Genomic DNA, 21,552 nt, shown 5'->3' with positions numbered 1-21,552 from the left:
CCATTGCCAGCAAGGGGCCGGTATGAGGAAAAAACCTGTCGTGCCCGAAGGGCAGGGCGACCTGTTCGCAGGGATGGCCATGCCGGCTCTCGAAGAGGCTGGCAAGACTGACAGCAAGTCAGGCGGACCCGCGAACCTTGCCGGGAAAGACGCTGCTGCACAGGACCCTGCTGCAAAGATCCCTGCTGCAAAGATCCCTGACGCGAAGAAGCCCGCCGGGAAGAACCCTGACGCAAAACCACCTGCCGCAAACGACCCGGCTGCAAACAAGCCTGCGGAACAGGATCTAGACGTAATTGCCCGCGCGTATCCCGCGAGCCAGCTCACGCCTGATGACGGGGTCACGCCGCCCCCACATGCTGCCGCCGCGGCGCCATCCGGCCACCTGGACGACAGCGCGTCGCTGCTGACCGTGCTCGACCAATGGACGCAGCGCGGCTGGCTGCGGGCGCTCGACCTGGCGTTCGTCGGCTTCCTGGACCGGTTGCGGCCCGGGGCCGATCCGCGCCTGCTGGTTGCGGCAGCCCTCGCCAGCCACCAACTGGGCCATGGCCATGTCTGCCTGGACCTGGGGGCGACCCTCGACAGCCCCGACTTCGCGTTGTCCTTGCCGCCCGAAGGCGACACGGGTCGTGGCCCCACGCCGCTGCCGTCCGATGTGCTGGCCGGACTCGACGTGGAAACCTGGCGCGCCGCGCTGGCGGCCAGTCCGCTGGTCGAGCAGGTGGACGGCACGCACCTGATGGCCGGCAACGACCCGGCACTCGCTGACCGGCCGATGGTCCTGCTGGGCCACCGCCTGTATCTGCGCCGGTATTGGCGCTACGAACGGCGCGTGGGCGACGCCTTGCGCGCGCGGCTGAGCCTGCCGCCGGCGCCGCCGCCCGCGTTGGCTGCGAGCCTGGGTGCGCTGTTTCCGCGGCTGCCCGATGAAGCGTCCGCGGCCGCCGGCCACCCGTCCCGGACAGACTGGCAAAAGCTTGCCTGCGCGCTGGCTGCCCGGGGTGCCTTCAGCATCATCACCGGCGGCCCCGGGACCGGCAAAACCACCACCGTCATCCGCCTGCTGGCGTTGCTGCAACGTCCGGGCGTCGAAGCCGGGCAACCGTTGCGCATCCGCCTGGCAGCGCCCACCGGCAAGGCCGCCGCCCGCCTGTCGACGTCAATCGGGGAACAGGTCAGCCGCCTGGACGTGGCGCAAGACGTGCGCGCGGCCATTCCCACCGACGTCACGACGCTGCATCGCCTGCTTGGCAATCGCCCTGACAGCCGTCACTTCCGGCATCACGCCGGTCATCTGCTGCCGCTGGACGTGCTGGTGATCGACGAAGCGTCCATGGTCGACCTGGAAATGATGGCCTCCGTGCTTGACGCCTTGCCCTTGCACGCCCGCCTGGTGCTGTTGGGCGACAAGGACCAGCTGGCGTCGGTCGAAGCCGGGGCCGTTCTGGGCGATTTGTGCCGCGATGCCGAAGCGGGACGCTACAGCGATGCGACGCGTGCCTGGCTGGAAGCCGTCAGCGGCGACCCGGTGCAGGACCCGCAATTGCTGCCTGGCACCGAGGATGATTACCCGCTGGCCCAGCAGACGGTCATGCTGCGGCTGTCGCGGCGGTTTGGCGAAGGTAGCGGCATCGGCCGGCTTGCGCGCGACGTGAATGCGGCCGATGCCGACGCTGCCCAGTCCACCCTGGAAGCCCTGTCCAGGCATCCCGATAGCGACACGCGTCACATCGAGCTGGAACGCTCGGGCGCAAAGGCGCTGGAAACGCTGGCGCTGGACGGGTACGGCCACTATCTGGACGTCCTGCAGCGCGAACGCCCGCCTGTGTCCACCGGTGCCGACGATCCGGCATGGGCCGCCTGGGCCAGCGCCGTGCTTGCCGCCTTCGACACCTTCCAACTGTTATGCGCCGTGCGCAAGGGCGACTACGGCGTCGAGCGGTTGAACGCGCGTATCGAAAGCGCGCTGGCCGCCCGCGGATGGATCGATACCCGCCAGGCCTGGTACGAAGGACGGCCCGTGCTCGTCACCCGCAACGATTACGGTCTGGGCCTGATGAACGGCGACGTCGGCATTGCCTTGATGCTGCCCGAAGCCCAGACCTTGAACGGCGCCCCCCGCGAAGCGCGCCTGCGTGTCGCCTTTCCGCGCAACGATGGCAGCGGCGCCTTGCGATTCGTGCTGCCGAGCCGGCTCGGCGCCATCGAAACGGTGTACGCCATGACGGTGCACAAGGCGCAGGGGTCGGAATTTGCGCATACCGCGCTGATCCTTCCGGAAGCCTTGAACCCCGTCTTGACCAAAGAACTGATCTACACCGGCATCACGCGGGCCAAGACCCGCTTTACCCTGATCGAGCCACGACGCGGGGTGTTTCGCGATGCCGTCGGCCGACGCGTGAAGCGCTTGAGCGGCCTGGTCATGCATCTGTCGCAGGGCGATAAGGAAGCGACGTGACGGGCGATCTGTTCGATGCCTTGCCCGACGCACCCGGCGAAGCACAGCCGCTGGCCGAAGGCGCCTGGCTGTTTCCCGCGCTTGCCCGTGCCGACGCGGCAGCCTTGCTGGCCGCCATCCAGACCGTCGTCGATGCCGCGCCGCTGCGCCACATGGTGACGCCCGGCGGTCACACGATGTCGGTCGCCATGACCAACTGCGGTCCGCTGGGATGGGTGTCGGATGCCCGCGGCTACCGGTACGCGCCAACGGATCCGCACACCGGCCAGCCGTGGCCCGTCATGCCTGACGTGCTGCGCAAGCTGTCGATGCATGCAGCCGAGCGCGCCGGCTATCCGGGCTATGAGCCTGACGCCTGCCTGATCAACCGTTACGCGCCGGGTGCGCGCATGTCGCTGCACCAGGACAAGGACGAACGCGACGCGGCCGCGCCGATCGTATCGCTGTCATTGGGTTTGCCGGCAACGTTTCTATTCGGCGGCATGACGCGCGCCGATCGGCCGCAACGCTATCGGCTCGCGCATGGGGATGTCGTCGTGTGGGGCGGACCGTCCCGATTCGTGTTCCATGGGGTCGCGCCCCTGGCCCGCGGGCATCATCCCGAGGTCGGCGATCACCGCTACAACGTGACGTTCCGCAAGGTGACGTAAGCCAAGGTGCACCGAGGTCAGGTAAAGAGGGCGCCTGCCGAGGGCGCTTGCCTTTACACCGGTGCCTGGCTACGTACCCAGGCATCCACCGGTTCACGCGACGCCTCGATGAAGTCGGCCGCCTCGGCCAGAAACGACGAACCCTGGCGGAAATACTCGATCGACACCGCGTGCAACGCGTTCTTCAGGTCGCTGGGCGACAGATAGTCCGACGCAAGAAATTCCTGATACGCGGGCTGCGCGTCCAGACACAGCTCGACGGCCTGCCGATAGCTTTGATGCGCGACCGTGGCATTTGCCTCGCTCAGCATGTCATCGATCTCGGCCAGGTTTTCGCCCCGCGCGTTGTAGAACAGCTGCGCAAAGCCGCCCTGGTCCACGTTGTACTGGAAAAAACTTGCCAGGTAGACCATGAACACCCGCCGTGGTGGGCGCTGCGAGCTGTCGGCGTGCTGCAGCGTTTCCTGGATGACCCTGTTCAATTGTGCGAGCAGGTCGGTCGTATGGACAAGGGATTCGGGCGTCATGACAATTCCGTAGGCGAAGGACTATGCCATGACCTTACACGCTCCTGCCGAAGGGCAGGCTACCAAGCGTGACGACTGTCACTGACGTCTACGGCGGTGTTCCGGTCAGCCTAGCGACACGCGCAACATCGATGGCTCCGCGCCGCAGCAGGTGATGCCCAAGGTAGTGACCTGTGCGTCAATGGACGCAGCGCGGGTCGGGTCCTCGCCCGTGCCCGGATTGACGGGGTAGGCGGGAAAAGCCGATGCCGCGATCGACAGACGCAGCGATTCGCCCGCAGCCAGCGTGACGCAGGTGGCTTGCATGCTGACATCGACCACGTCCTTGGCAGGCGTGCTGCGACAGTGCCGAAAGCCGTCGGTCAGCGCAATCGCCTGGCCCGATGGCGTGACGCGCGACAGCACGCACGACACATCGAATGATGGCCGGTCGCTTGTGACCGACAGGCGGGCGACCACGTCGCCCGCAAGTGTCAGCGGCAAGTCCAGAGGCGCCGTCGTAAAGGTCAGCACGTCGCCACGTGCGTCGATAGCGGCGCGGTCAGCCGGTCCGTTCGGGACACCAAAGGCCCCGCCAAAGGCAGGTACCGGTCGCCACGGATCATGGGCCACGTAGGCGGTGATCGTGGCGGCCGCAAGCGCGGCTACGGGTGAGCCCTCGGGCGCCGATGGCGAAGCGCCAGATACACCGCCCGGCCCACCATCGTCCACTTTTGCAAGATTCGCAAAGCCATCGGGCCGCGCCCATTGCAGCTTTCCATCGGCCACATCGATCGACGCTTTGCCAGACGTCGACAGCGCCATGTCTGTCGACGCCTCGGGCCACGCGTCGAACGCACGCCACGTCTTGCTGCCCAGATCGAACAGATGAACGGGCGGCTCCTGATCGACGCCGTTGTCCACCCCCTTCAGCCAGCGGTCGAACCATCGCACCTGCAATTCATCCATGCCGCCATCGGCCGCCGGGCCAAAGTCGGTTCCGCCAACCTTGCGCACCCACGGAAAATGCAGCCACGGCCCGACGGCCAGGCGCGACGGCACGCCGGCATCGGCCACGGCGCGGTAGCCTTCGATCGTGGGTTCCAGGAACGTGTCATACCAGCCGCCTATGAACAGCATGGGCAGCTTGCGCGCTGCGACCTCAGGCAGCCGGGCGGCGGCGGACAGCGTCGTCCAATAAGGATCTTCCCCCGGCGTGTCGATCCACCGATGGTAATGACTGATCTCGCGATGCCGCTCGATATAGGCCGGCCGCGCCTGCACCGTTTCATACAGAGGCAGCCCGCGCGACGCGGCCATCAGTTCGGTAAAGGCCTGGGTCATGCCTTCGTGCCGCGCTGTGTCGGCGGCCAGCTGCGTTGCCCAGCCGAGCGATCCTTGCAAGCGCAATGCGCCGTTGACATGGCTCCAGCCTTCGCGCCCCTGCCACGGTCCCATGGCCGGGGCGATGGCTTTCAGGGCAGGGCAGTCGTCACCCGCCAAAATCAGCTGATTGAAGGCCTGGTACGAAAATCCGTACATGCCGACCACGCCGGTAGTGTTCGGCAAAGTCGCGGCCCACGCGATCGTGTCGATCCCGTCTTCCCGTTCATGTTCGCCAATGCGAAAAAAGCCCTCGGACGTGCCGCGTCCCCGGATGTCCTGGATGACGACGACATAACCGTGCGCGGCATACCAGGACGGATGCGCATAGCAGACGGTCGACGCCACGCCGCGCCCATACGCCTGCCGCATCAGCAGCACAGGGTAGGGGCCCCCGGTAGCGGGTTGCCAGATGTCGGCATCCAGGCGCACGCCGTCGCGGGTGGTCATGGACAGGGTGTGGGCAGGCAGAACAGGCAGCATGGACATCCTTGGATGGGCGGTTGGCGGGTGGTCGATGGCGGGTGGTCAGATGCCCGGGGTCAGGTGCTGGGCGCAACGCGAAAGGTCAAACGAGCGGGCAATTCGGAACGCTCGGGCTCATTCCGGGAACGCTCAGGGCCAGCAGCCGCCTTACGCCAGCAGCGTTGCCCGCTGGTCCCATGCCCGCAACTTGCCCGGATTGAGCAACCCTTGCGGATCGAAGTCGGCCTTCTTCGCTAGCACGGCCGGGTTCGGTTTTCCCTGTTTGCCGTCCTCGACCACATACACATGCGGATTGTTGATGTGCACGCCTCGATCGCGATGCATCTGCATCAGTTTCTGCAGACGTTCTTCGGTTGAAAAGCGGATCAGTTGCAGTCCGCTGCAATTGATCGCGCCTTCTTTCGTCCTCAAAAACTCCAGGTGCATCAACACCTCGCCATCCAGTTCGCGGTGGATGTCCTTGATCTGCTGGACATAACGTGTCGGGTCGAAAGCGCTCTGGATGTAGGTCAGCGACTTGTCGATCTTCATTGCGTGCAGCGTGGTGTGATTCCACGTGAATTCAATCAGCGTCTTGCGCGATTCGATGACTTCTTCGGCCGACTTGCGGTAAGTGATGCGGCCGCCAAATGCGTCGAGCAGGCCCAGCATGCCAGGCTCCGACGACTCGGAAAGAACCAGCAGCACGGCATGGCAGCCATCGGGCAGATGATCGGCCAGGGCGGTCATATACGTGGGAATCGGGGCGGCCAGCAGGCAGATTTCTTTCTTGATCATGCCCGGCCCGGCGGCCACGGCGGCAGCAAAGTCGACCGCTTCATCAAAGCCGTCGAACACCGCCACGCATTCCATCCAGGCCTGCACGGGCGCCAGGGCAACTTCGACTTCCAGCACGATGCCGTTGGTGCCATAGGCGTGATGAAGCAGCATGGCGTCGGCGCCGCGCAATTCCAGGATGCGGGGTTGCGGTTCGACGGTCATGACCTTGATGCCCAGCACATTTCCGGGCGCCGCCAGCGGGCCATAGGTAATGGACCCGGCACCGCCGAATCCGCCACCGAACAAGCCACCCAGCGTGGCGCTGCGGAAGGTGGACGGCAGCCAGCGCAATTCGAGGCCGGACTTGCGGGCGTATTCATCGAACTGCGCCAGCCGTATGCCCGCCTGCGCACGGCCGACACCCTGCCGCGCCCAACAAAAGCCGTTGTAGCCGCTCATGTCGAGCACGACGCCGCCGTGCAGCGGAATCGCCTGCCCGTAATTGCCGGTACCGCTGCCACGAATCGTGATCGGCACCTTCGCCGACGCGCAGGCTGCCACCAGGCTGCGCAATTCGTCTTCCGTCCGCGGCCGTACGGCAATGTCGGCGGTCTTGTCGGCCAATTGCCGTTTCAGCACGGGGCTGAACCAGGCAAAGTCCTGCGACAGGCGGGCGACGCGCGAGGTATCGGTCACCCAATCCAGATCGGGAAGCAGGCCGGGCAGGGCAGCGGCAGCGGAAGTGACTGCGGACGTATCAAAGGGCATGGCGGTTCCTGGACAGGTCCGGTTATGCGATCCAGAGGACTGGGCATCGCTGACCGATTGATTTGATCGTTCGGTCAGATTAAGCAATCGCCGTGCCATCCGGGGGTTGGCAGCAACCGTCCGCGGAAGGCAGGCTACGTCGTGCGGGCAGCTGCGCTAGAGCGGTGCAAGCCCACAACCCAACAGCACCAGATCGGTGATTTCGCGCACGACGGTGTCACGCGGAAGCTCGTCCGTCACCTGCAACATCACACGGACCTGCAGGGCGTAATCGGCGTAATGCTGCGTCATGGCCCAGATATGCATCAGCAGCAGGCGCGCGTCCAGGGGGCGCAGTTTTCCTTCGGCCACCCAACGCTCGATCAGGTCGATCTTGGTTTGCGTCGATGCAAGGGCGACCGGCCAATAGGTGCCCAGGTTGGGACCGCCATCCAGCAATTCCCGCGTGAACAGTCGGGACAACATCGGATTGTCGAGCGAGTAATCGACCTTCTCCCGGATGTACCGAATCAGCACGGCGCGTGGATCGTCTTCCTTGCCCTCGATCACAAAGACGTTCGACCATCCCGCCAGCACATCCCGAAGCAGCTGTTGGTAGAGCTCGTCCTTGCCGGCAATGTAATAGTGCAGCTGGGGTTTGGTCAGCCCGGCGCGCTGGGCGATCGCCTGTGTCGATGCGCCCTTGAAGCCGTGCTGACTGAATTCAATGATCGCGGCATCGCGGATGGCAGCCAGGATGCGGGCGCGGCCGGGGCGATTCCGGGTGCGGGGAGCGACAGCAACAGGCGATTGCATGGAAGCAGAAGACCGGGGAGGAGGGCAGGGAGCAAGGAAAGGACGCCCCGACGGCAGGGCGCGGGCAGGCTGCGTCGCCAGGAATTTAAGCATGAAACCTTGGCTGCGCCGAAGTGTGACGACCGGCAGCAGGCCCTATGATGTCGGACTGGTGCTTACGTCCCATCCCAGCACCTTCCCATCACAGCACGTTCCCATCCCCAGCACGTCCCATCCTCATCAAGGAAATTCGCCATGTCCCAGTCCCCGTTTGCCACCGTCCAGGCGCTGGTGTTCGATGTCTTCGGCACCGTCGTGGACTGGCGCAGCGGCGTGGCGACGCAGGCAGCGTCCTTCCTGAAAGCCCAGGGTCAGGCATCCGCAGATCCGTACGCGTTTGCCGATGCCTGGCGCAAGCGATATGCGCCGGCCATGGCCGATGTACGCAACGGCAGCCGGCCGTTCGTGCGGCTGGACGTGCTGCACCGCGAGAACCTGGAAGCGATCCTGCCGGACTTCGGCATTCAACGTAAGGATGTCGCCGAAGCAGACCTGGCGTCCCTCAACCTGGCCTGGCACACGCTGACGCCGTGGCCGGATTCGGTGGAGGGGCTGACGCGCCTCAAGACTCGCTACATCATCGCGCCACTGTCCAACGGCAACATCCGGCTCATGGTCGACATGGCGAAGCAGGGCGGTCTGCCGTGGGACGCCATCCTGGGTGCAGAAGTTGCGCAAGCCTACAAACCCGCGCCCGAAGCCTACCTGCGCACGGCCGATGTCCTCGGTCTGGACCCCGCGCAAATGTGCCTGGTCGCCGCCCACAACGCAGACCTGGCCGCCGCGCGCGCCTGCGGCTTCCGCACGGCGTTCGTTGCCCGGCCGACCGAGCACGGCCCGAACCAGACCACCGACCTGGCCGCCGCGCAGGACTGGGACGTCGTCGCCGACGACTTCCGCGCGCTGGCCACCGCATTCGGGGTCTGATCCATGGCCGCTGTCGTCCACGCCGTCCATCTCAGTCCGACCCACAGCTTCAGCAAGACGACGCAATTCAGCATCCGGGTGCTCGAAGGGCTGGGCGTGGAAGGGGACGCGCACATGGGCGTCACCGTCAAACACCGATTCCACGTCAAACGCGATCCCACCGCGCCGAACCTGTGCCAGGTGCATCTGATTCCCGACGAACTGCACGACACGTTGCAGGCCGCCGGCTTTCCGGTAACCGCCGGTCAGTTGGGGGAAAACATCACCACCCGCGGCATGACCCTGGCAAACCTGCCAGTCGGCACGCGTCTGGCCATCGGCAAGGACGTGGTGCTGGAACTGACGGCCATGCGCAATCCGTGCGTATGGATCGAACGGTTCATGCCGGGCTTGCTTGCCCAGGTCAAAACGACCGATGACAACGGGAACGTGGTGCGAAAAGCCGGGGTCATGAGCATCGTCATACGCGGTGGCGAAGTGCATGCCGGCGACGCCATCGAAGTCACCTTGCCGCCGTTGCCGCACCGCGTGCTCAAGCCGATCTGAGCGGGGCGAAGACGATCATCACTTCGGCGCTTGCCGAAACCAGCCGGCCAGCGACAGCCGGTCACGTGTCGACGGCAACACCTCATGCGGCATCTCGGCCGACATGAAAAGAACCAGACGACCCGCATCGGGCTGGACCTCGACCGGCAAGCCGCCGGGCGGGTGCAATCGCAGCGCACCGCCATCCGTCGCCGTCCACGCCTCATTCAGATACAGCACCGCCGACACGACGCGCGCATCGCTGTCCCGAAAGCGGTCCAGGTGCCGCACATAGCCGGCACCCGGGGCATAGCAGGCAAAGTGGGTTTCATAGTCCCGCAAGCCCAGAAAGAACTGACCGTTCAGGGCCTGGCGCACACCCTCCATGACCCCCAGATAGGCATCGCAGGCGTCTGACAGGCCCCGTTCCAGCCAGAGAATCCGATCGCCCCGCAACGTCGGCAGCGTGACTCTCCCGGATCCCGTCCCGACGCCAGCCAGCCGAAAACTGCCGTCATCGGCACGACGGCGGCATTCCGCGGACAGTGCATCGGTCAACGACGGGAGCAGGAACAGCGACTGTTCGGCCCAGGAATGGACAGAAAGATGTTCCAGCGTGTGGGCGGACAGGCACTCCGGTGTGGGCACGGGTACGGGTGCAAGCCCGACATCGGCCAGCGCAAGCGGCGCAGCCACGACGGCACCCGCAGCCTGCGGATAGACGGACGGCATAAGACAAAAACTTCCTGGCGATCGAGCGGTATTGCGACCTGTCGATAGCCAAGAACAGCTAGCGTCCTGAGTGCATCGTCGAGGTGGAAACGGCAACGCTCGACGGCGGGTGCGTGTCGGCCATTATGCACGGCTGGCAGTTCCAACGGGATGATCGGAAGGTGCATCGTGCAAAGGGTGGAGCCCGTCATGGCTGGCAAAAACGGATTTCGAGAGACGGCCGGGAAGCTAGACTGTCAGCAGCCCAAGGAGGCACGGGCGCGCACTTGAAGGACAAATAGAGGGCTGCACACCCTCCACCTGCCAGTCGCTCCATAACTCGCATAATGTATATTATGTCAACTCAATGATTTGGTCGAAGTATGGTTTCCCTGGGAATTCACTTTCTGCCTTCCTAGACGCTCCAACCCCACCCAGTCCAAGTGGCGCAATCCATGTCACCAGTCCAGCCTCCAGCCAATCTCATCTGCCCCGATCCAGACCCACCACTCACCACGCATGTCGAACGCCAATTCCAAGAAATACCCCGACACGCCCGACGGCCGATACTTCGTCGTGCGCAGCCGGCTGTGGCGCAAGTCCAACCCGTCGTTGCCGGCCGATGACCGCGCAGCGTTGGTCAAACAACTGATGGATGCCCGTCGTGCGCTGCGCGGCACGCCAGCACCGTCGGACCGCGACGCTGCTCACGCCGCCGTCGATCAGGCCAAGACGGCGCTGGGTGAACGCGGCCCTGTCTGGTGGACGGATGGCGCGCCCGACTACAACCGCAAGATGGTCAAGAACACGCCGTACTCGGAATGGTTCGACAGCCTGCCCGCCGACCGGGACTGAACCCTCCATTCCCTCAATCCGCATTTCTGCTTTGCCATCCCGGTGCTGGGACCGGGGGCCTTGCCTTCCTATACTCGTGCCAACTCGAAAGGCGCTCATAGCAGCCGACATAGCCGAGCACAGGAGACCGCATGACCCCACTTCGTTTCACGGCAACCGCCGTGGCCGCCGCCGTCGTTACGATCGCGCTTCCTCTTCACACCGCTTACGCTGCCGACAGCTGGCCCAGCCGTCCCATCCGCCTGATCGTTCCGTACGCTGCGGGTGGACCGACGGATGTCATCGCTCGCCTGATCGCCCAGAAGATCGGTCCGTCGCTAGGGCAAGCCGTGGTCGTCGAAAACAAGCCTGGCGCAGGCGGCACAATCGGTGTCGACACCATGGTGCGCGCCGCGGGTGACGGCTACACCATCGCCCTGGCTGCCCCCGGCCCGCTGGCCGGCATGCAGACCTTGATGAAGGTGCCCTATTCGCTGGATGACATTCAATACCTGACGCTGGTCGCACGGATTCCGGCGGTGATCGCGGTCAACGGCAAGTCGCCGTATGCATCGCTGAAAGACCTGGTGGCGGCCGCCAAGGCCAAGCCGGACGCGCTCAATTACAGCTCGGCCGGTGCAGGCACGACGCCGCATATCGGCGCCGAATTGTTCAAGCAGGAAGCCGGCATCCGCATGACGCACGTGCCGTACAAGGGCGCCGCCCCCGCCGTGACAGCTGTGCTCAGCAACGAGGTGCAGATGACCATGGTGGATCTGACGCCCGTGCTGCCGCACGTGGCGACCGGCGGCATGCGGGTATTGGCCATCGCGGGCAAGCAGCGCGCCACGCAACTGCCGGACGTGCCGACCACTGCCGAAGCCGGTCTGCCGAACGTATTGATGGATACCAACTACGGCATTATCGCGCCGATCGCAACGCCGCCCGAGGTGGCGACCAAGCTGCGCAATGCCATCGTGGCCGCGCTGCAGGATCCGGAATTGAAGCAGAGCTTTTCCAAGCAGGGCGCGGACGTGCAGACGTCAACGTCCGCGGATTACCGCGCGTTGATGAAGCAGGAAAACGCCAAGTGGCAGAAGGTCGTGACGCGGGGCAATATCACGCTGGAATGATGTTGCGCAGCCGGTGAGTCAAGCCGGCCTGCCCGTTTGCCCGATAGCGCCTACTTACGCCACTCGGCATTGCCGTCAAGACTTGCGATGCCGACCGTCACACCCCCCCCCCGCCCTGCCCGCCCCACTCAGGATTGTCCATGCCCATCGTTTCGACAGCCATTACCCCCTGCACGCAGGGCCTGCGCGACGCCCAGTGGAAGTTTGCACGCGCCAAGGTGCCGCAGCTCGAAGGATGGGTGTTGAGCCTGACCGACGACGAAGGGTATGTGGGGCACGCCTACGCGCATGCCATCCCGGCGATTTCCACGCATGGAGATGGCGCGCGATCGGCGCTGGAATTCATCGCGCCGTCTTTGATTGGCCGCGATGCGACGGATATTGCCAGCATCATGGAAACCGTCGACGTGCAGTTGGCGTTTCAGCCCAGCGTGAAGGCCGCGGTGGACATGGCCTTGCACGATCTGCTGGCCCGTCGCCTGGGTGTCCCGATCCATGTGCTGCTGGGCGGCAAGTTGCGCGACAGCGTGCCGCAATCAAGGATTCTTCCGATCAAGGCGCCCGCTGAGATGGCAGCGATCGCCGCGCGGCTGGCGGAAGAAGGCTACCGGCAGCTGAAGCTGAAGCTGGCCGGAGACACGTCGTTGGATGTACAGCGCATTGCCGCCGTGCGGGATGCTGTCGGCGATGACGTCGTGCTGACGCTGGATCCGAATCAGTCCTATCACGCCAAGCAGATGATCAGCGCATTCAGCAAGATGGAGCGTTATGACATTGCGTTGATCGAACAACCCGTACCGCAACGGGACTGGGCCGGGCTCAAGCTGGTCACCGACACGCTTCCCGTCGCGATCGAGGCCGACGAAAGCGCGCAGACGCTGGACGATGTCTACCGGCTGGTGACGGGGCGTGTCGCCGATGTCATCAATCTGAAGGTCACGAAGCTGGGCGGTTTCCGACGCTTCATGGACGCCGCGCGCATCTGTGATGCGGGCGGTGTCGGATGCCGCATGGGTGCGGCATTCGGGCCGGCGCTGATGCAGTCAGCCAGCCTGCAGGCGGCAGTGGCACTGCGCGCCCTGCCCTATGCCTGCGAACTGTCGGAACATCAGCACCTGAAGGATGACCCCTTCACGCCGCTGCCTGTCGTGAAGGGGGTGATCCACCTGCCCGACGGCCCCGGCTGCGGCGTGACATTCGCCGGTCAGACTTCGTCGTAGTCGCTGCCACCGTCGTCAAAGAAACCCGAGCCGAAGTCATCGTTGGAGGTGTCGTCGGCCGCCACCTGGTCCTTGTTGCCGCCGCCCCAGTCCCACGTGTCGTTGCCATCGTTCGCGGTGGCGTCGTTGCCGCCCGCATCGTTGCCTTCGCTGCTGTCTGCCAGGGCATCGGGCTTGGCGGCGTCCGCCGCATTCGCATTGGCGCCGTGGCCACCGAACAGCCCGCCGAGCAGGTTGCCGAGCATCATGCCACCGGCGACACCCATTGCCGTCTGCGCGGCGCCGGCCAGAAAGCCACCGCCGCGCCCGGGTGCAGCGGCCTGCGCAGGCGCCATATTGCTCCCGGCAGGTGGCGCGGCGCCCAGCGGCTGCCCGCTGGGCGTCAAGGTTTGCGACGGTGAACGGCCATCATTGAAGGCGCTGGCGCCAGCTGCCGAGCTTGTCGTTCCACGCGGCGGCGTACGGCCAAAGTATCCACCGCTTTCTTCAAGGCGGCCCGGCGGCGCCGCATTGGCTGCACTTTGTGCGGCATTGAACCCGCCGGAAGCCATTCTTGCTTCGGCAGCCTTGAGTGCCTGTTCCTGCATCAGGACCGTTTGCGCCAGGTAATACGCCGCGCCGGGCTGCGCGTCGATACGCGCCTGGATATAGGCTTCGGCTTCGGGATCCCGGGCGGTGCCGTTGCGGGCGACCTCTTCCATGCGTGCAAACAGTCCCTGAATGGCTTTACGGTCTTCGATGTTCATCACGAACGCTCCTGCGGTACGACCCGTCATCCGGACGGGGCGGCAATCATGGGACCGCCCGAAAGAACGGCGGACCCGGCATAGTGGACGCAGCATGCCATGCGTCACGTCGATATGACCGGAGCCGATGCGGCTTGCTCCAGCCATTTACCGCTGCTTACGCTTGGGTCGGCCGCCGCAGCCTGAAGGCAGGGCCGTCGTCTTCTCCCTGTACCAGCAGCACGGGGACCCGGCTCAATCGCAAGACACCTTCGGCGACGCTTCCCATCAACAGTCGGCGAACGCCTCGGCGGCCGTGGGTTCCCATGACGATCAGATCCACCGACGCCTCGCGCGCGGCCTGGTCGATGGTGACGGCAATGTCCGTCGGCGCAAACGGCTCTTCGATCAGGCGTTCGCTGTGCGCGACGCCCGCCGCAGCCAGTTCTGCAGCGGCGCGCTGCAGGTAGTCGCGGCCGGCGTCCAGCAGCTTCGGGTTGGCAGCCGCGGGCTCGAAATAGCCCACATCGTCGGCTGCGGCCCCGTCGTCGACCACGTGCACCAGGTGGACTTCACACCCCAGTGCCTTGCCCAGCTTGATGGCTTCCTTCAACGCCAGCGCGGCGGGTTTGCTGCCGTCGACAGCAAGCATGATGCGTTGGTACATGGGGTTCTCCTTGCCGGAAACATCGATAGCCGGATTATGCGCGACACGCGCCCGGCGCGGCGCTGCCCGGCAGGACAGAAAGCGCCATTGGACAAAAGTGTCCGGGCGCGAAAACGAACGGCTTCGGGTAAGCTCTCGCCACCCTGATTCCTGGCGCTTTCAATGACTACCCGCCCTGCCCCGTCGCCTACTACGCCGTCGTCCCGCGTGCCGTCAGCTGGCGCACCGGCCCGCCTGTCGTGGCGGGATCATGCGAAGCGGGAATGGCTGCTGTGCATCGCCGTCGTGCTCGCGCTGGTGCTGGGGATGGCCGATCCGCAACCGGGCGGCCGATATCTGGAATGGCTTGACGGTCCGACCTTGGCCGGGCTTTTCGCCCTGCTGGTTGCAACGCAGGCCGTCCGGCGCAGCGGCTACGTGCAGGCGGCCGCGTGGCAACTGACCGATCGCATGACAAGCCTGCGCGGGCTGGCGATGGCCCTGGCCGCCGGCGCGGCCGTGTCGTCCATGCTGCTGACCAACGACGTCAGCCTGTTCCTGCTGGTGCCGCTGACGCTTGCCATCGCGCAAACGCTCAACCTGCCTGACGCAGTGCGCCGACAAATGGTGATCGTGCTGGCATTTGCCGTGAACGCCGGTTCCATGCTCAGCCCCATCGGCAACCCGCAGAATCTGTTGGTCTGGCAGCTGTCGGGCGTGGACGCCTGGCACTTTGTTTTGTGGATGCTGCCCGCCTGCGCCGTCAACATGGTCGCGTTGGCGCTGTTCATCGTTCTGACGTTCCCGGCCAGCGCAACCGCCAGCCGCACGGGTCCGGCGCGCGCCATCCGCACCGACACACCCCGCAAGCCTGCCCTGGCGCTGACCGCCGCCGCCATGCTGATCGCAACGATCGCACTGCTGCAGGCGGGGCATGCCTATGTTGCCGGACTGGTGGCGGCGTTGCTGTTCCTGATCGTGGACAGAACGTCCTTGCGGCAGGTCGACTGGGCCTTGCTCGCGACGTTCGCCGCCCTGTTCATTGGACTGGGGCATCTTGCGGATTGGGGACCGGTGCAGGCATTGGCCAGACAGGTCGACTGGTCGCACCGCCTGACCTTGTTTGCCAGTGGCGCCGGCTTGTCGCAGGTCATCAGCAACGTGCCAGCCACTGTGTTCCTGTCGCAATTCACGAAGGAATGGCAGACCCTGCTGATCGCCGTGAACGTCGGCGGCTATGGCCTGGCCATTGGCTCCATGGCCAATCTGATCGCGCTGCGGCTCGAAGGCTCGAAACGTATCTGGTGGGACTTCCACGTGTATAGCGTGCCGTTCTTTGTGGTGGTGGCCGCGGCCACGTATGTCATTGCGGTGGGGGTGTAGAGCCTGACAGGCCCGAGGCGTTGATAAACACCTGAACCCGTCTACCGCGACGTGGACACCAGCAGCAGCACCACGCCTACCAGCACCAGGCCCACGCCCAGACGTTCGCGTCCTGTTGCAGTCTGCGCAAATACCTTGCGCGACACCACCTGCGCAAACAGCACTTCAAGCAGCCCCAGCGTGCGCACGTTGACCGTTGCGGTCAACGCAAAGGCGATGTACCAGAACTGGGACGCCACGGCCCCCACGCACCCTGCAATCAAGGACGACCGCCACGACCGCAGGATGGCCAGCAGCACGTCGCGTTTGAAGACCAGCAGCCACACCACCAGCATGATGGTCTGGACCACCAGGCCCGCAACAAGCGTGGACGTGGCGCGCAACACGAACGATCCGCTGTCCAGCGACAGCACGGCGCCGCGAAAGCCGACCGATGACAAGGCAAAGCCGGCGCCTGACGCGATGCCCAGCAACGCCGGCCGCCAGCCCGAGCCCGCCAGGGTGGCGCCCTTGCCTTTCAAGGACATGAGAACGACCCCGGCGGTCGCCACGATCACCGCGCACGCGCCCCACGCAGACAGGTGATCGCCCAGCACCACCACGCCAAAAACCGCCACCTGCAAGGGTTCGGTCTTGATGTAGACCGTGGACAGCGCGAAGGACCGCAATTGCATCGTGGCCAGCATCAGCGCCGTGGCGGCGATCTGCGTCACCGCCGCGGCGGCTACGAATGCGGCAAAGCGCCAGTTGAACGCAGGCAGGGTCTCGCCCCCGACAAGCAGGACAACCACCAGGAACACCAGCGAGAACGGCAGGCCGTACAAAAAGCGGACTTGCGTTGCGCCTATGGTGCCGAGCGTGTCGGTCAGCCGGTGCTGCATGGTGTTGCGGGCGGTTTGCGCGGCAGCGGCAATGACCGTCGCAGGTATCCAGAGCAGGGTCAGGTCCACGGGACGGCGCCAGGAAGACAGAAGGGGGCGATCATACGCGATGACCTTGAAGCAACACCAGGGTCAAACCCGACGGCCAGCTCTAGGCCGCAGGCAGCCGCTTGGGGACACCAAACAATGTCAGGGTGTACTCGGTCAGCTCATACCCCAATTCGTCCGCGATCGCGGCCAGGCGTTTTTCAATATCAGGATCAAAGAATTCCATGACCTCGCCGGTCGCCTGGGAGACCAGGTGCCCATGGTGCCGCTCGCCATCGTTGAGCTCATACACCGCCTTGCCACTGCCAAGCTGGCTGCGTTTGAGCAGCCCGGCCTGATCGAATTGCGTCAGCACGCGATAGACGGTGGCAAGACCCAGATCGACGTGGTCCTGGGTCAGGATTTTGTAGACATCCTCGGCGCTCAGGTGCCGGTGCGGACTGGTCCGGAACACATCAAGGATCTTCATGCGGGGAAAGGTGACCTTCAGCCCACTGGACTGCAGGTCGATCGGATCGGTACTCATGGGCGCTCCAGACACGCAAGGTATGCGAACGAAAACAGGGCGAACGTGACATCCCATTGTGCACCCGCCCCGCAGCGCCGCAAGCAGGCGTTACACCGCGTCTTTCATTCGCGGCAACCAGGGGATCGCCGTCACGCCCGCAAACACGACCAGTCCCGCCACCACCGACCACAGCACGGCATCCAGGCCACCGCCAAAGCCATGCACCGCGATGCTGCCGATGCCGACCACCACGATCACGCGCAGCACGCCTGCGGCCACCGGCCAGTGCATCCGCCGCGCGCCTTGGGACGCAAAGTAGAGCGACAGGCCGATTCCGATCAAGCCATAGAACGGCGCAACCGTACGCAGATAGCGCAAGCCGATCTCGATCGCGTCGGCATCCTGGGTAAACAGCCCCAGCCACGCCTGCGGGAACAGCGCCGCCCCCAGGCCGACGGCTTCGGTCACGACGGCGGCGACCAGGGCGCCAGTCCAGGCGATCTTGCGCGCCCGCTGCCATTGCCCCGCGCCCACGTTCATGCCGACCATGGCGACCAGCCCGCTGCCCACGCCAAAGACGATCGGAATCTGCAGATATTCCAGTCGGATCCCCAGCCCGAATCCGGCAAGCGCGTGGGTGCCCAGGGGACTGACCAGCGTCGTCGCGACCACCACGGCCAGATTGGTCGTCAGGTTGTTGATCAGCGCCCAGCCGCCCACGCCCAGAATGTCGGCAAACCCTGCCCACTGCAGGCGGTGGTGCCAGCTCAGCTTCAATCCGCCCGTACCGCGCACCAGCTTGAACAGCAGGATCGCCGTTGCCAGCCCGTAATACAGCACCAGCGCAAGGCCGGCGCCGGCAATGCCCATGGCCGGGACCGGACCGAAGCCAAAAATCAGCACCGGCGACGTGACGAACAGCACCACCGTGCCCAGGGTCAACACGATGGCCGGCAGCGCCATGTTGCCAGTGCCCCGAAGCACGCTCGCCATCAGGTTGGCCACCCACAGAAAGACGGCGCCAAGAAAGATCACGTTCGAGTAGGTCAATGCGGCCTTGAGCGCCTCACCCTGCCCGCCCATGGCCGAATACAGCAACGGCCCGCCCACGATTGCCGCAACCGTGAACAGCACCCCCGCGGCGATCGCCAGCACGAAGGCGTGCAGCGCCAGGGCTTCGGCATGGTCATGGCGCCCGGCGCCCAGGGCACGCGCGACCGCGGACGACACGCCGCCGCCGATCCCGCCAGCCGACATCATCTGCATCAGCATGACGACCGGAAACACCAGGGCCGCCCCCGCCAGCGCATCCACGCCCAGCAGACCTACGTAATAGCTTTCCAGGAAGTTGGCGGCCGCTTGCGACAGCATCATCAACAGGTTGGGCGCTGCCAGCAACAAGATGGTGGCCAGCACGGGACCGTGCAGCAGACGCTGCGCGCGCAAGGCCGCGGCCGTGGGGGGAACACCTGATGGGGACGAGACAGCGGCTGCGCCTGGCGCCGACGACGCCGCAGAACTAGACATCGGTGCCACCAATCAAGGATCGCAAGGAAGCCTTCAGGATATCGTCCGACAACGCGCTGCCACGGGTGGCCCGCGCCAGCGTCAACGCGCCCACCAACGTAGCCAGCTGCGCCAGCGCCACGTCACGATCGCCCTGGGCGGACCTTTCGCCGGATATCGCCATCAGCCGCTCGATCATGCCTTCCAACCCCTTCAGGAAGGCGTCCCGTACGGGCTTGCCATCGGGTTCGCGGGCCACATCGGCGGCCAAGGCCACGGCAGTGCACCCCTGCCCTGCCCGTTCGCGATGGTCAGCCGACAGATAGCCTGCAACATACCGCGCGAACTGGTCGGCTTCGGGGCCCCAGTCCTGGAAGCGCGTCTGCCACTTCAAGGCAGACTCTTCGAAGGCGCGCTGGCATGCAATCGTGGCCAGGTCGTCCTTGGACGCAAAGTGGCCGTAAAAGCCGCCGTGGGTCAGCCCGACGTCGGCCATCAGGTTCGACACACTGATGCCATTGAGCCCGTGTTCGCGGAACAAGCGGGCCGATGCGTCGGCAATGGCTTCGCGGTGTGCGGCGGCCTGCTCGCGGGTGACTCGAGCCATGACATTTCCTGGGGCAAAAATCGATCTTACATTACGTCCGTCATTAATGCGAGCATGCAACCCGTACAGACACTCACTTCTTCCCAGGGAACTCGCGTGTAATATCGCGCCATCTCTGACCGCCCTGCCGCCCTTCCCGGGAGGCGACATCCAATGTCCTTCAAAGACCAGCTTTTCGTTCTCAGCCAATATGCAGCGCCGCATGACCTGATCTCGAAAGCGTTTGGTGCTGCCTCGGAATGCCGCACGCCTGCCATCAAGAACTGGATGATCACGACCTTCATCCGCAAGTACGGCGTGGACATGAACGAAGCCTTCGTTCGCGATCCGCTGGCCTACGACACGTTCAACGCCTTTTTTACCCGCGCGCTCAAACACGGCGCGCGGCCGCTCGACGCCACGCAAGGGTCGGTGCTGTGCCCCGCCGACGGCGCGGTCAGCCAGCTGGGCCGGATCGAGCAAGGCAATATCTTCCAGGCCAAGGGCCACAGCTTTACCGCCCGCGATCTGCTTGGCGGGGATGCCGCCCGTGCAGCGCCCTTCATGAACGGCCAGTTCGCGACGATCTACCTGTCACCGCGGGACTACCACCGCGTGCACATGCCGATTGCCGGCACGCTGCGCGAAACGATCTATGTGCCTGGCCGGCTGTTCTCGGTCAACCCGGTCACGGCCAGCCAGGTGCCGGGGCTGTTTGCCCGCAATGAACGCCTGGTGTGCATGTTCGACACGGAACTCGGGCCCATGGCCGTGGTGCTGGTCGGCGCAATGATCGTCGGGTCGATGGAAACGGTCTGGGGCGGACGCGTCGCGCCCCACAGCCCCGACGTGGTGGTCAAGCGCTATAGCGCCGAGGGGACGCCACCCGTTCGCCTGGACAAAGGCGCCGAAATGGGACGATTCCTGCTGGGGTCGACCGTGGTCTTGCTGTTCGGCGCGAACCGCGTGCGGTGGGATCCGAAGTTCGCGGCCCTGGTGCCGACGCGCATGGGCGAACGCATGGCGATGCCCTACCCGTGATGGGCGACTTGCTAGGCGAGCGTCCCGCAGCGGACGTGTAGCCGTGCTGCGCAGCGGTGCAATGCGCCTTGCCCGCCACCATGCCTCCAGGGCCTGCAAGAACGCACCAAACAACAACGCCGCCGTGCTTGCGCAGGGCGGCGTTGTCATTCATGCGGCTGTCATTGACAGGGCGCCATCACGTCATTACGACGCAGCTGGCTCCCCGAAATGCCCTACCGCTCGTGGCTTAGTAGTACACGTGCTCGCCGCGGTTGGCCTTCCATTCCTGCTCGATGAACGCTGCATCTTCGGCGTTCTTTGGACGCACGCCGATCAGGATGCCGCCCTTCTTGACGCCTTCTTCATAGTGACGGACGCGTTCTTCCGGAATGCCCCAGCCGACCAGCGCGCCGACCAGGCCGCCTGCTGCCGCACCGGCGCCTGCGCCAGCAAAGGCCGCTGCCAGCGGACCGGCAATCACCAGGCCCAGGCCCGGCAGGACCAGCGACGTGCCGATGGCGGCGACGGCTGCAGCGATCGCGCCAATGGTGCCGCCAATTGCGCCACCCACGCCGGCGCCCTTGGCAGCCTTGTTGCCCAGCTCGGTTTCAGCCATTTCGGTGTTGCCGAAATGGGTCGCGCGGGTGTCGTCCGACATGACGACGTTGATGTCGTCGCTGCCGTAGCCGCGTGTGCTGACCGAGTTGTACGCGCGCTCGGCGGATTCGCGGTCGTTGAACAGACCGGTGACAGGACGGGTATCGCTAAACGTATCAGCCATGAATTTGCCTCTTCTTGTGGGTGTTGGGTAACGGATGAGCTGTCGCAATCGCCGTTCCCGGGCTGGCTTGCCCAGCGTTATCGCCATCCGCCGCACTTGGCACGATGCCAACTCTGCAGGAATCGCTGGCCGCTTTTGCAAATCTCTCCGAATGTGCCGGTTTCGCACGCGAATCTCGTCTCACTTCCGCACAGAAGGAGATCGAGCTACAGGTAAACCCGGTATTTGAAGTAACCTCGCGGGCTGCTATCACCCCTTCCCTGCCCCT

At 65.0% G+C, this 21,552-nt stretch carries 21 protein-coding genes; 9 read left to right on the top strand and 12 right to left on the bottom strand.

The genetic code is table 11. The features are described from left to right. Positions 1–22: 22 nt before the first annotated feature. Both recD and alkB read left to right on the top strand, forming a co-directional pair. Positions 23–2,461, top strand: a complete 2,439-nt coding sequence (gene recD, locus IE116_RS04225; protein WP_229827997.1) for an exodeoxyribonuclease V subunit alpha — start codon at positions 23–25, stop codon at positions 2,459–2,461. Beyond that, positions 2,458–3,111, top strand: coding sequence for a DNA oxidative demethylase AlkB (gene alkB, locus IE116_RS04220; RefSeq protein WP_189610049.1), 654 nt, complete (start codon positions 2,458–2,460; stop codon positions 3,109–3,111). Before recD ends, alkB begins: the two co-directional genes overlap by 4 nt. Positions 3,112–3,164: 53 nt before the next feature. Here the strand turns inward: alkB and IE116_RS04215 are convergent, their stop codons facing one another. The 4 genes from IE116_RS04215 to IE116_RS04200 all read right to left on the bottom strand — a co-directional run bounded on the left by IE116_RS04215 (position 3,165) and on the right by IE116_RS04200 (position 7,808). Continuing rightward, positions 3,165–3,638, bottom strand: a complete 474-nt coding sequence (locus IE116_RS04215) for a DMP19 family protein (protein WP_189610047.1) — start codon at positions 3,636–3,638, stop codon at positions 3,165–3,167. A 105-nt stretch (positions 3,639–3,743) separates the two neighbouring features. Next, positions 3,744–5,483, bottom strand: a complete 1,740-nt coding sequence (locus IE116_RS04210) for a CocE/NonD family hydrolase (protein ID WP_189610045.1) — start codon at positions 5,481–5,483, stop codon at positions 3,744–3,746. Positions 5,484–5,633: 150 nt separating this feature from the next. Beyond that, entirely contained in the window at positions 5,634–7,013 is a 1,380-nt protein-coding gene (locus IE116_RS04205) for an FAD-binding oxidoreductase (protein ID WP_189610043.1), read from the bottom strand. Between the two features lie 156 nt (positions 7,014–7,169). Then, positions 7,170–7,808: a TetR family transcriptional regulator C-terminal domain-containing protein gene (locus IE116_RS04200; protein WP_189610041.1), complete on the bottom strand. Its 639-nt coding sequence runs from the start codon at positions 7,806–7,808 to the stop codon at positions 7,170–7,172. Between the two features lie 234 nt (positions 7,809–8,042). Here IE116_RS04200 and IE116_RS04195 point away from each other — a divergent pair, with 234 nt between their 5' ends. Next, positions 8,043–8,774 carry a haloacid dehalogenase type II gene (locus tag IE116_RS04195; protein WP_189610039.1) on the top strand — a complete coding sequence of 244 codons (732 nt, stop codon included), beginning with the start codon at positions 8,043–8,045 and terminating at the stop codon, positions 8,772–8,774. A 3-nt stretch (positions 8,775–8,777) separates the two neighbouring features. Then, positions 8,778–9,320, top strand: a complete 543-nt coding sequence (locus IE116_RS04190) for an MOSC domain-containing protein (protein WP_189610037.1) — start codon at positions 8,778–8,780, stop codon at positions 9,318–9,320. An 18-nt stretch (positions 9,321–9,338) separates the two neighbouring features. Here the strand turns inward: IE116_RS04190 and IE116_RS04185 are convergent, their stop codons facing one another. Then, the gene (locus IE116_RS04185) at positions 9,339–10,031 is read right to left on the bottom strand and encodes a 2OG-Fe(II) oxygenase (protein ID WP_189610036.1); all 693 of its coding nucleotides are present in this window, start codon (positions 10,029–10,031) and stop codon (positions 9,339–9,341) included. A 498-nt stretch (positions 10,032–10,529) separates the two neighbouring features. Between IE116_RS04185 and IE116_RS04180 the strand changes: the two genes are divergently transcribed. From IE116_RS04180 to IE116_RS04170, 3 genes are all read left to right on the top strand, one after another. Next, the gene (locus tag IE116_RS04180) at positions 10,530–10,865 is read left to right on the top strand and encodes a hypothetical protein (RefSeq protein WP_189610034.1); all 336 of its coding nucleotides are present in this window, start codon (positions 10,530–10,532) and stop codon (positions 10,863–10,865) included. Positions 10,866–10,996: 131 nt separating this feature from the next. Beyond that, on the top strand, positions 10,997–11,977 hold the full coding sequence (locus IE116_RS04175; RefSeq protein WP_189610032.1) for a Bug family tripartite tricarboxylate transporter substrate binding protein: 981 nt from the start codon (positions 10,997–10,999) through the stop codon (positions 11,975–11,977). Between the two features lie 140 nt (positions 11,978–12,117). Beyond that, a complete protein-coding gene (locus IE116_RS04170) occupies positions 12,118–13,197 on the top strand; it encodes a mandelate racemase/muconate lactonizing enzyme family protein (protein ID WP_189610030.1) in 1,080 nt (359 codons plus the stop codon). Here the strand turns inward: IE116_RS04170 and IE116_RS04165 are convergent. Further along, the gene (locus IE116_RS04165) at positions 13,182–13,943 is read right to left on the bottom strand and encodes a DUF2076 domain-containing protein (RefSeq protein ID WP_189610028.1); all 762 of its coding nucleotides are present in this window, start codon (positions 13,941–13,943) and stop codon (positions 13,182–13,184) included. The two genes, IE116_RS04170 and IE116_RS04165, sit on opposite strands and share 16 nt — an antisense overlap. A gap of 157 nt (positions 13,944–14,100) precedes the next feature. Further along, positions 14,101–14,589 (bottom strand): universal stress protein, encoded by a 489-nt coding sequence (locus IE116_RS04160; RefSeq protein WP_189610026.1) that lies wholly within the window; start codon positions 14,587–14,589, stop codon positions 14,101–14,103. Positions 14,590–14,751: 162 nt separating this feature from the next. On the opposite strand from IE116_RS04160, the gene IE116_RS04155 reads away from it, so the two are divergent. After that, positions 14,752–15,951 carry an SLC13 family permease gene (locus IE116_RS04155; RefSeq protein WP_189610023.1) on the top strand — a complete coding sequence of 400 codons (1,200 nt, stop codon included), beginning with the start codon at positions 14,752–14,754 and terminating at the stop codon, positions 15,949–15,951. Positions 15,952–15,992: 41 nt separating this feature from the next. Here the strand turns inward: IE116_RS04155 and IE116_RS04150 are convergent, their stop codons facing one another. From IE116_RS04150 to IE116_RS04135, 4 genes are all read right to left on the bottom strand, one after another. Next, positions 15,993–16,901: an EamA family transporter gene (locus IE116_RS04150; RefSeq protein WP_189610022.1), complete on the bottom strand. Its 909-nt coding sequence runs from the start codon at positions 16,899–16,901 to the stop codon at positions 15,993–15,995. 82 nt (positions 16,902–16,983) lie between these two features. Next, the gene (locus IE116_RS04145) at positions 16,984–17,406 is read right to left on the bottom strand and encodes a ferric uptake regulation protein (protein ID WP_189610020.1); all 423 of its coding nucleotides are present in this window, start codon (positions 17,404–17,406) and stop codon (positions 16,984–16,986) included. A gap of 90 nt (positions 17,407–17,496) precedes the next feature. After that, the gene (locus IE116_RS04140; protein WP_189610018.1) at positions 17,497–18,915 is read right to left on the bottom strand and encodes an MATE family efflux transporter; all 1,419 of its coding nucleotides are present in this window, start codon (positions 18,913–18,915) and stop codon (positions 17,497–17,499) included. Then, positions 18,908–19,501 (bottom strand): TetR/AcrR family transcriptional regulator, encoded by a 594-nt coding sequence (locus IE116_RS04135; protein WP_189610016.1) that lies wholly within the window; start codon positions 19,499–19,501, stop codon positions 18,908–18,910. The genes IE116_RS04140 and IE116_RS04135 overlap by 8 nt, the downstream gene beginning before the upstream one ends. 153 nt (positions 19,502–19,654) lie before the next feature. Between IE116_RS04135 and asd the strand changes: the two genes are divergently transcribed. Next, positions 19,655–20,521, top strand: coding sequence for an archaetidylserine decarboxylase (gene asd, locus IE116_RS04130; RefSeq protein WP_189610014.1), 867 nt, complete (start codon positions 19,655–19,657; stop codon positions 20,519–20,521). 229 nt (positions 20,522–20,750) lie between these two features. Here the strand turns inward: asd and IE116_RS04125 are convergent, their stop codons facing one another. Next, the gene (locus IE116_RS04125) at positions 20,751–21,284 is read right to left on the bottom strand and encodes a general stress protein (RefSeq protein WP_189610012.1); all 534 of its coding nucleotides are present in this window, start codon (positions 21,282–21,284) and stop codon (positions 20,751–20,753) included. Positions 21,285–21,552 lie beyond the last annotated feature (268 nt).

The sequence above is a fragment of the Pigmentiphaga litoralis genome, from assembly GCF_014651835.1.
GTDB lineage: Bacteria > Pseudomonadota > Gammaproteobacteria > Burkholderiales > Burkholderiaceae_B > Pigmentiphaga > Pigmentiphaga litoralis.
Note: the sequence above shows the minus strand (reverse complement) of the source record. Positions and strands in the feature narration are given on the sequence as shown.

What these genes read in the sequence shown, in the direction of transcription:
- recD (WP_229827997.1), top strand. Translation starts at nt 23, where the DNA reads ATGAGGAAAAAACCTGTCGTGCCCGAAGGGCAGGGCGACCTGTTCGCA.
- IE116_RS04215 (WP_189610047.1), bottom strand. Translation starts at nt 3,638, where the DNA reads ATGACGCCCGAATCCCTTGTCCATACGACCGACCTGCTCGCACAATTG.
- IE116_RS04210 (WP_189610045.1), bottom strand. Translation starts at nt 5,483, where the DNA reads ATGCTGCCTGTTCTGCCTGCCCACACCCTGTCCATGACCACCCGCGAC.
- IE116_RS04205 (WP_189610043.1), bottom strand. Translation starts at nt 7,013, where the DNA reads ATGCCCTTTGATACGTCCGCAGTCACTTCCGCTGCCGCTGCCCTGCCC.
- IE116_RS04200 (WP_189610041.1), bottom strand. Translation starts at nt 7,808, where the DNA reads ATGCAATCGCCTGTTGCTGTCGCTCCCCGCACCCGGAATCGCCCCGGC.
- IE116_RS04195 (WP_189610039.1), top strand. Translation starts at nt 8,043, where the DNA reads ATGTCCCAGTCCCCGTTTGCCACCGTCCAGGCGCTGGTGTTCGATGTC.
- IE116_RS04190 (WP_189610037.1), top strand. Translation starts at nt 8,778, where the DNA reads ATGGCCGCTGTCGTCCACGCCGTCCATCTCAGTCCGACCCACAGCTTC.
- IE116_RS04185 (WP_189610036.1), bottom strand. Translation starts at nt 10,031, where the DNA reads ATGCCGTCCGTCTATCCGCAGGCTGCGGGTGCCGTCGTGGCTGCGCCG.
- IE116_RS04180 (WP_189610034.1), top strand. Translation starts at nt 10,530, where the DNA reads ATGTCGAACGCCAATTCCAAGAAATACCCCGACACGCCCGACGGCCGA.
- IE116_RS04175 (WP_189610032.1), top strand. Translation starts at nt 10,997, where the DNA reads ATGACCCCACTTCGTTTCACGGCAACCGCCGTGGCCGCCGCCGTCGTT.
- IE116_RS04170 (WP_189610030.1), top strand. Translation starts at nt 12,118, where the DNA reads ATGCCCATCGTTTCGACAGCCATTACCCCCTGCACGCAGGGCCTGCGC.
- IE116_RS04165 (WP_189610028.1), bottom strand. Translation starts at nt 13,943, where the DNA reads ATGAACATCGAAGACCGTAAAGCCATTCAGGGACTGTTTGCACGCATG.
- IE116_RS04160 (WP_189610026.1), bottom strand. Translation starts at nt 14,589, where the DNA reads ATGTACCAACGCATCATGCTTGCTGTCGACGGCAGCAAACCCGCCGCG.
- IE116_RS04155 (WP_189610023.1), top strand. Translation starts at nt 14,752, where the DNA reads ATGACTACCCGCCCTGCCCCGTCGCCTACTACGCCGTCGTCCCGCGTG.
- IE116_RS04145 (WP_189610020.1), bottom strand. Translation starts at nt 17,406, where the DNA reads ATGAGTACCGATCCGATCGACCTGCAGTCCAGTGGGCTGAAGGTCACC.
- IE116_RS04140 (WP_189610018.1), bottom strand. Translation starts at nt 18,915, where the DNA reads ATGTCTAGTTCTGCGGCGTCGTCGGCGCCAGGCGCAGCCGCTGTCTCG.
- IE116_RS04135 (WP_189610016.1), bottom strand. Translation starts at nt 19,501, where the DNA reads ATGGCTCGAGTCACCCGCGAGCAGGCCGCCGCACACCGCGAAGCCATT.
- asd (WP_189610014.1), top strand. Translation starts at nt 19,655, where the DNA reads ATGTCCTTCAAAGACCAGCTTTTCGTTCTCAGCCAATATGCAGCGCCG.
- IE116_RS04125 (WP_189610012.1), bottom strand. Translation starts at nt 21,284, where the DNA reads ATGGCTGATACGTTTAGCGATACCCGTCCTGTCACCGGTCTGTTCAAC.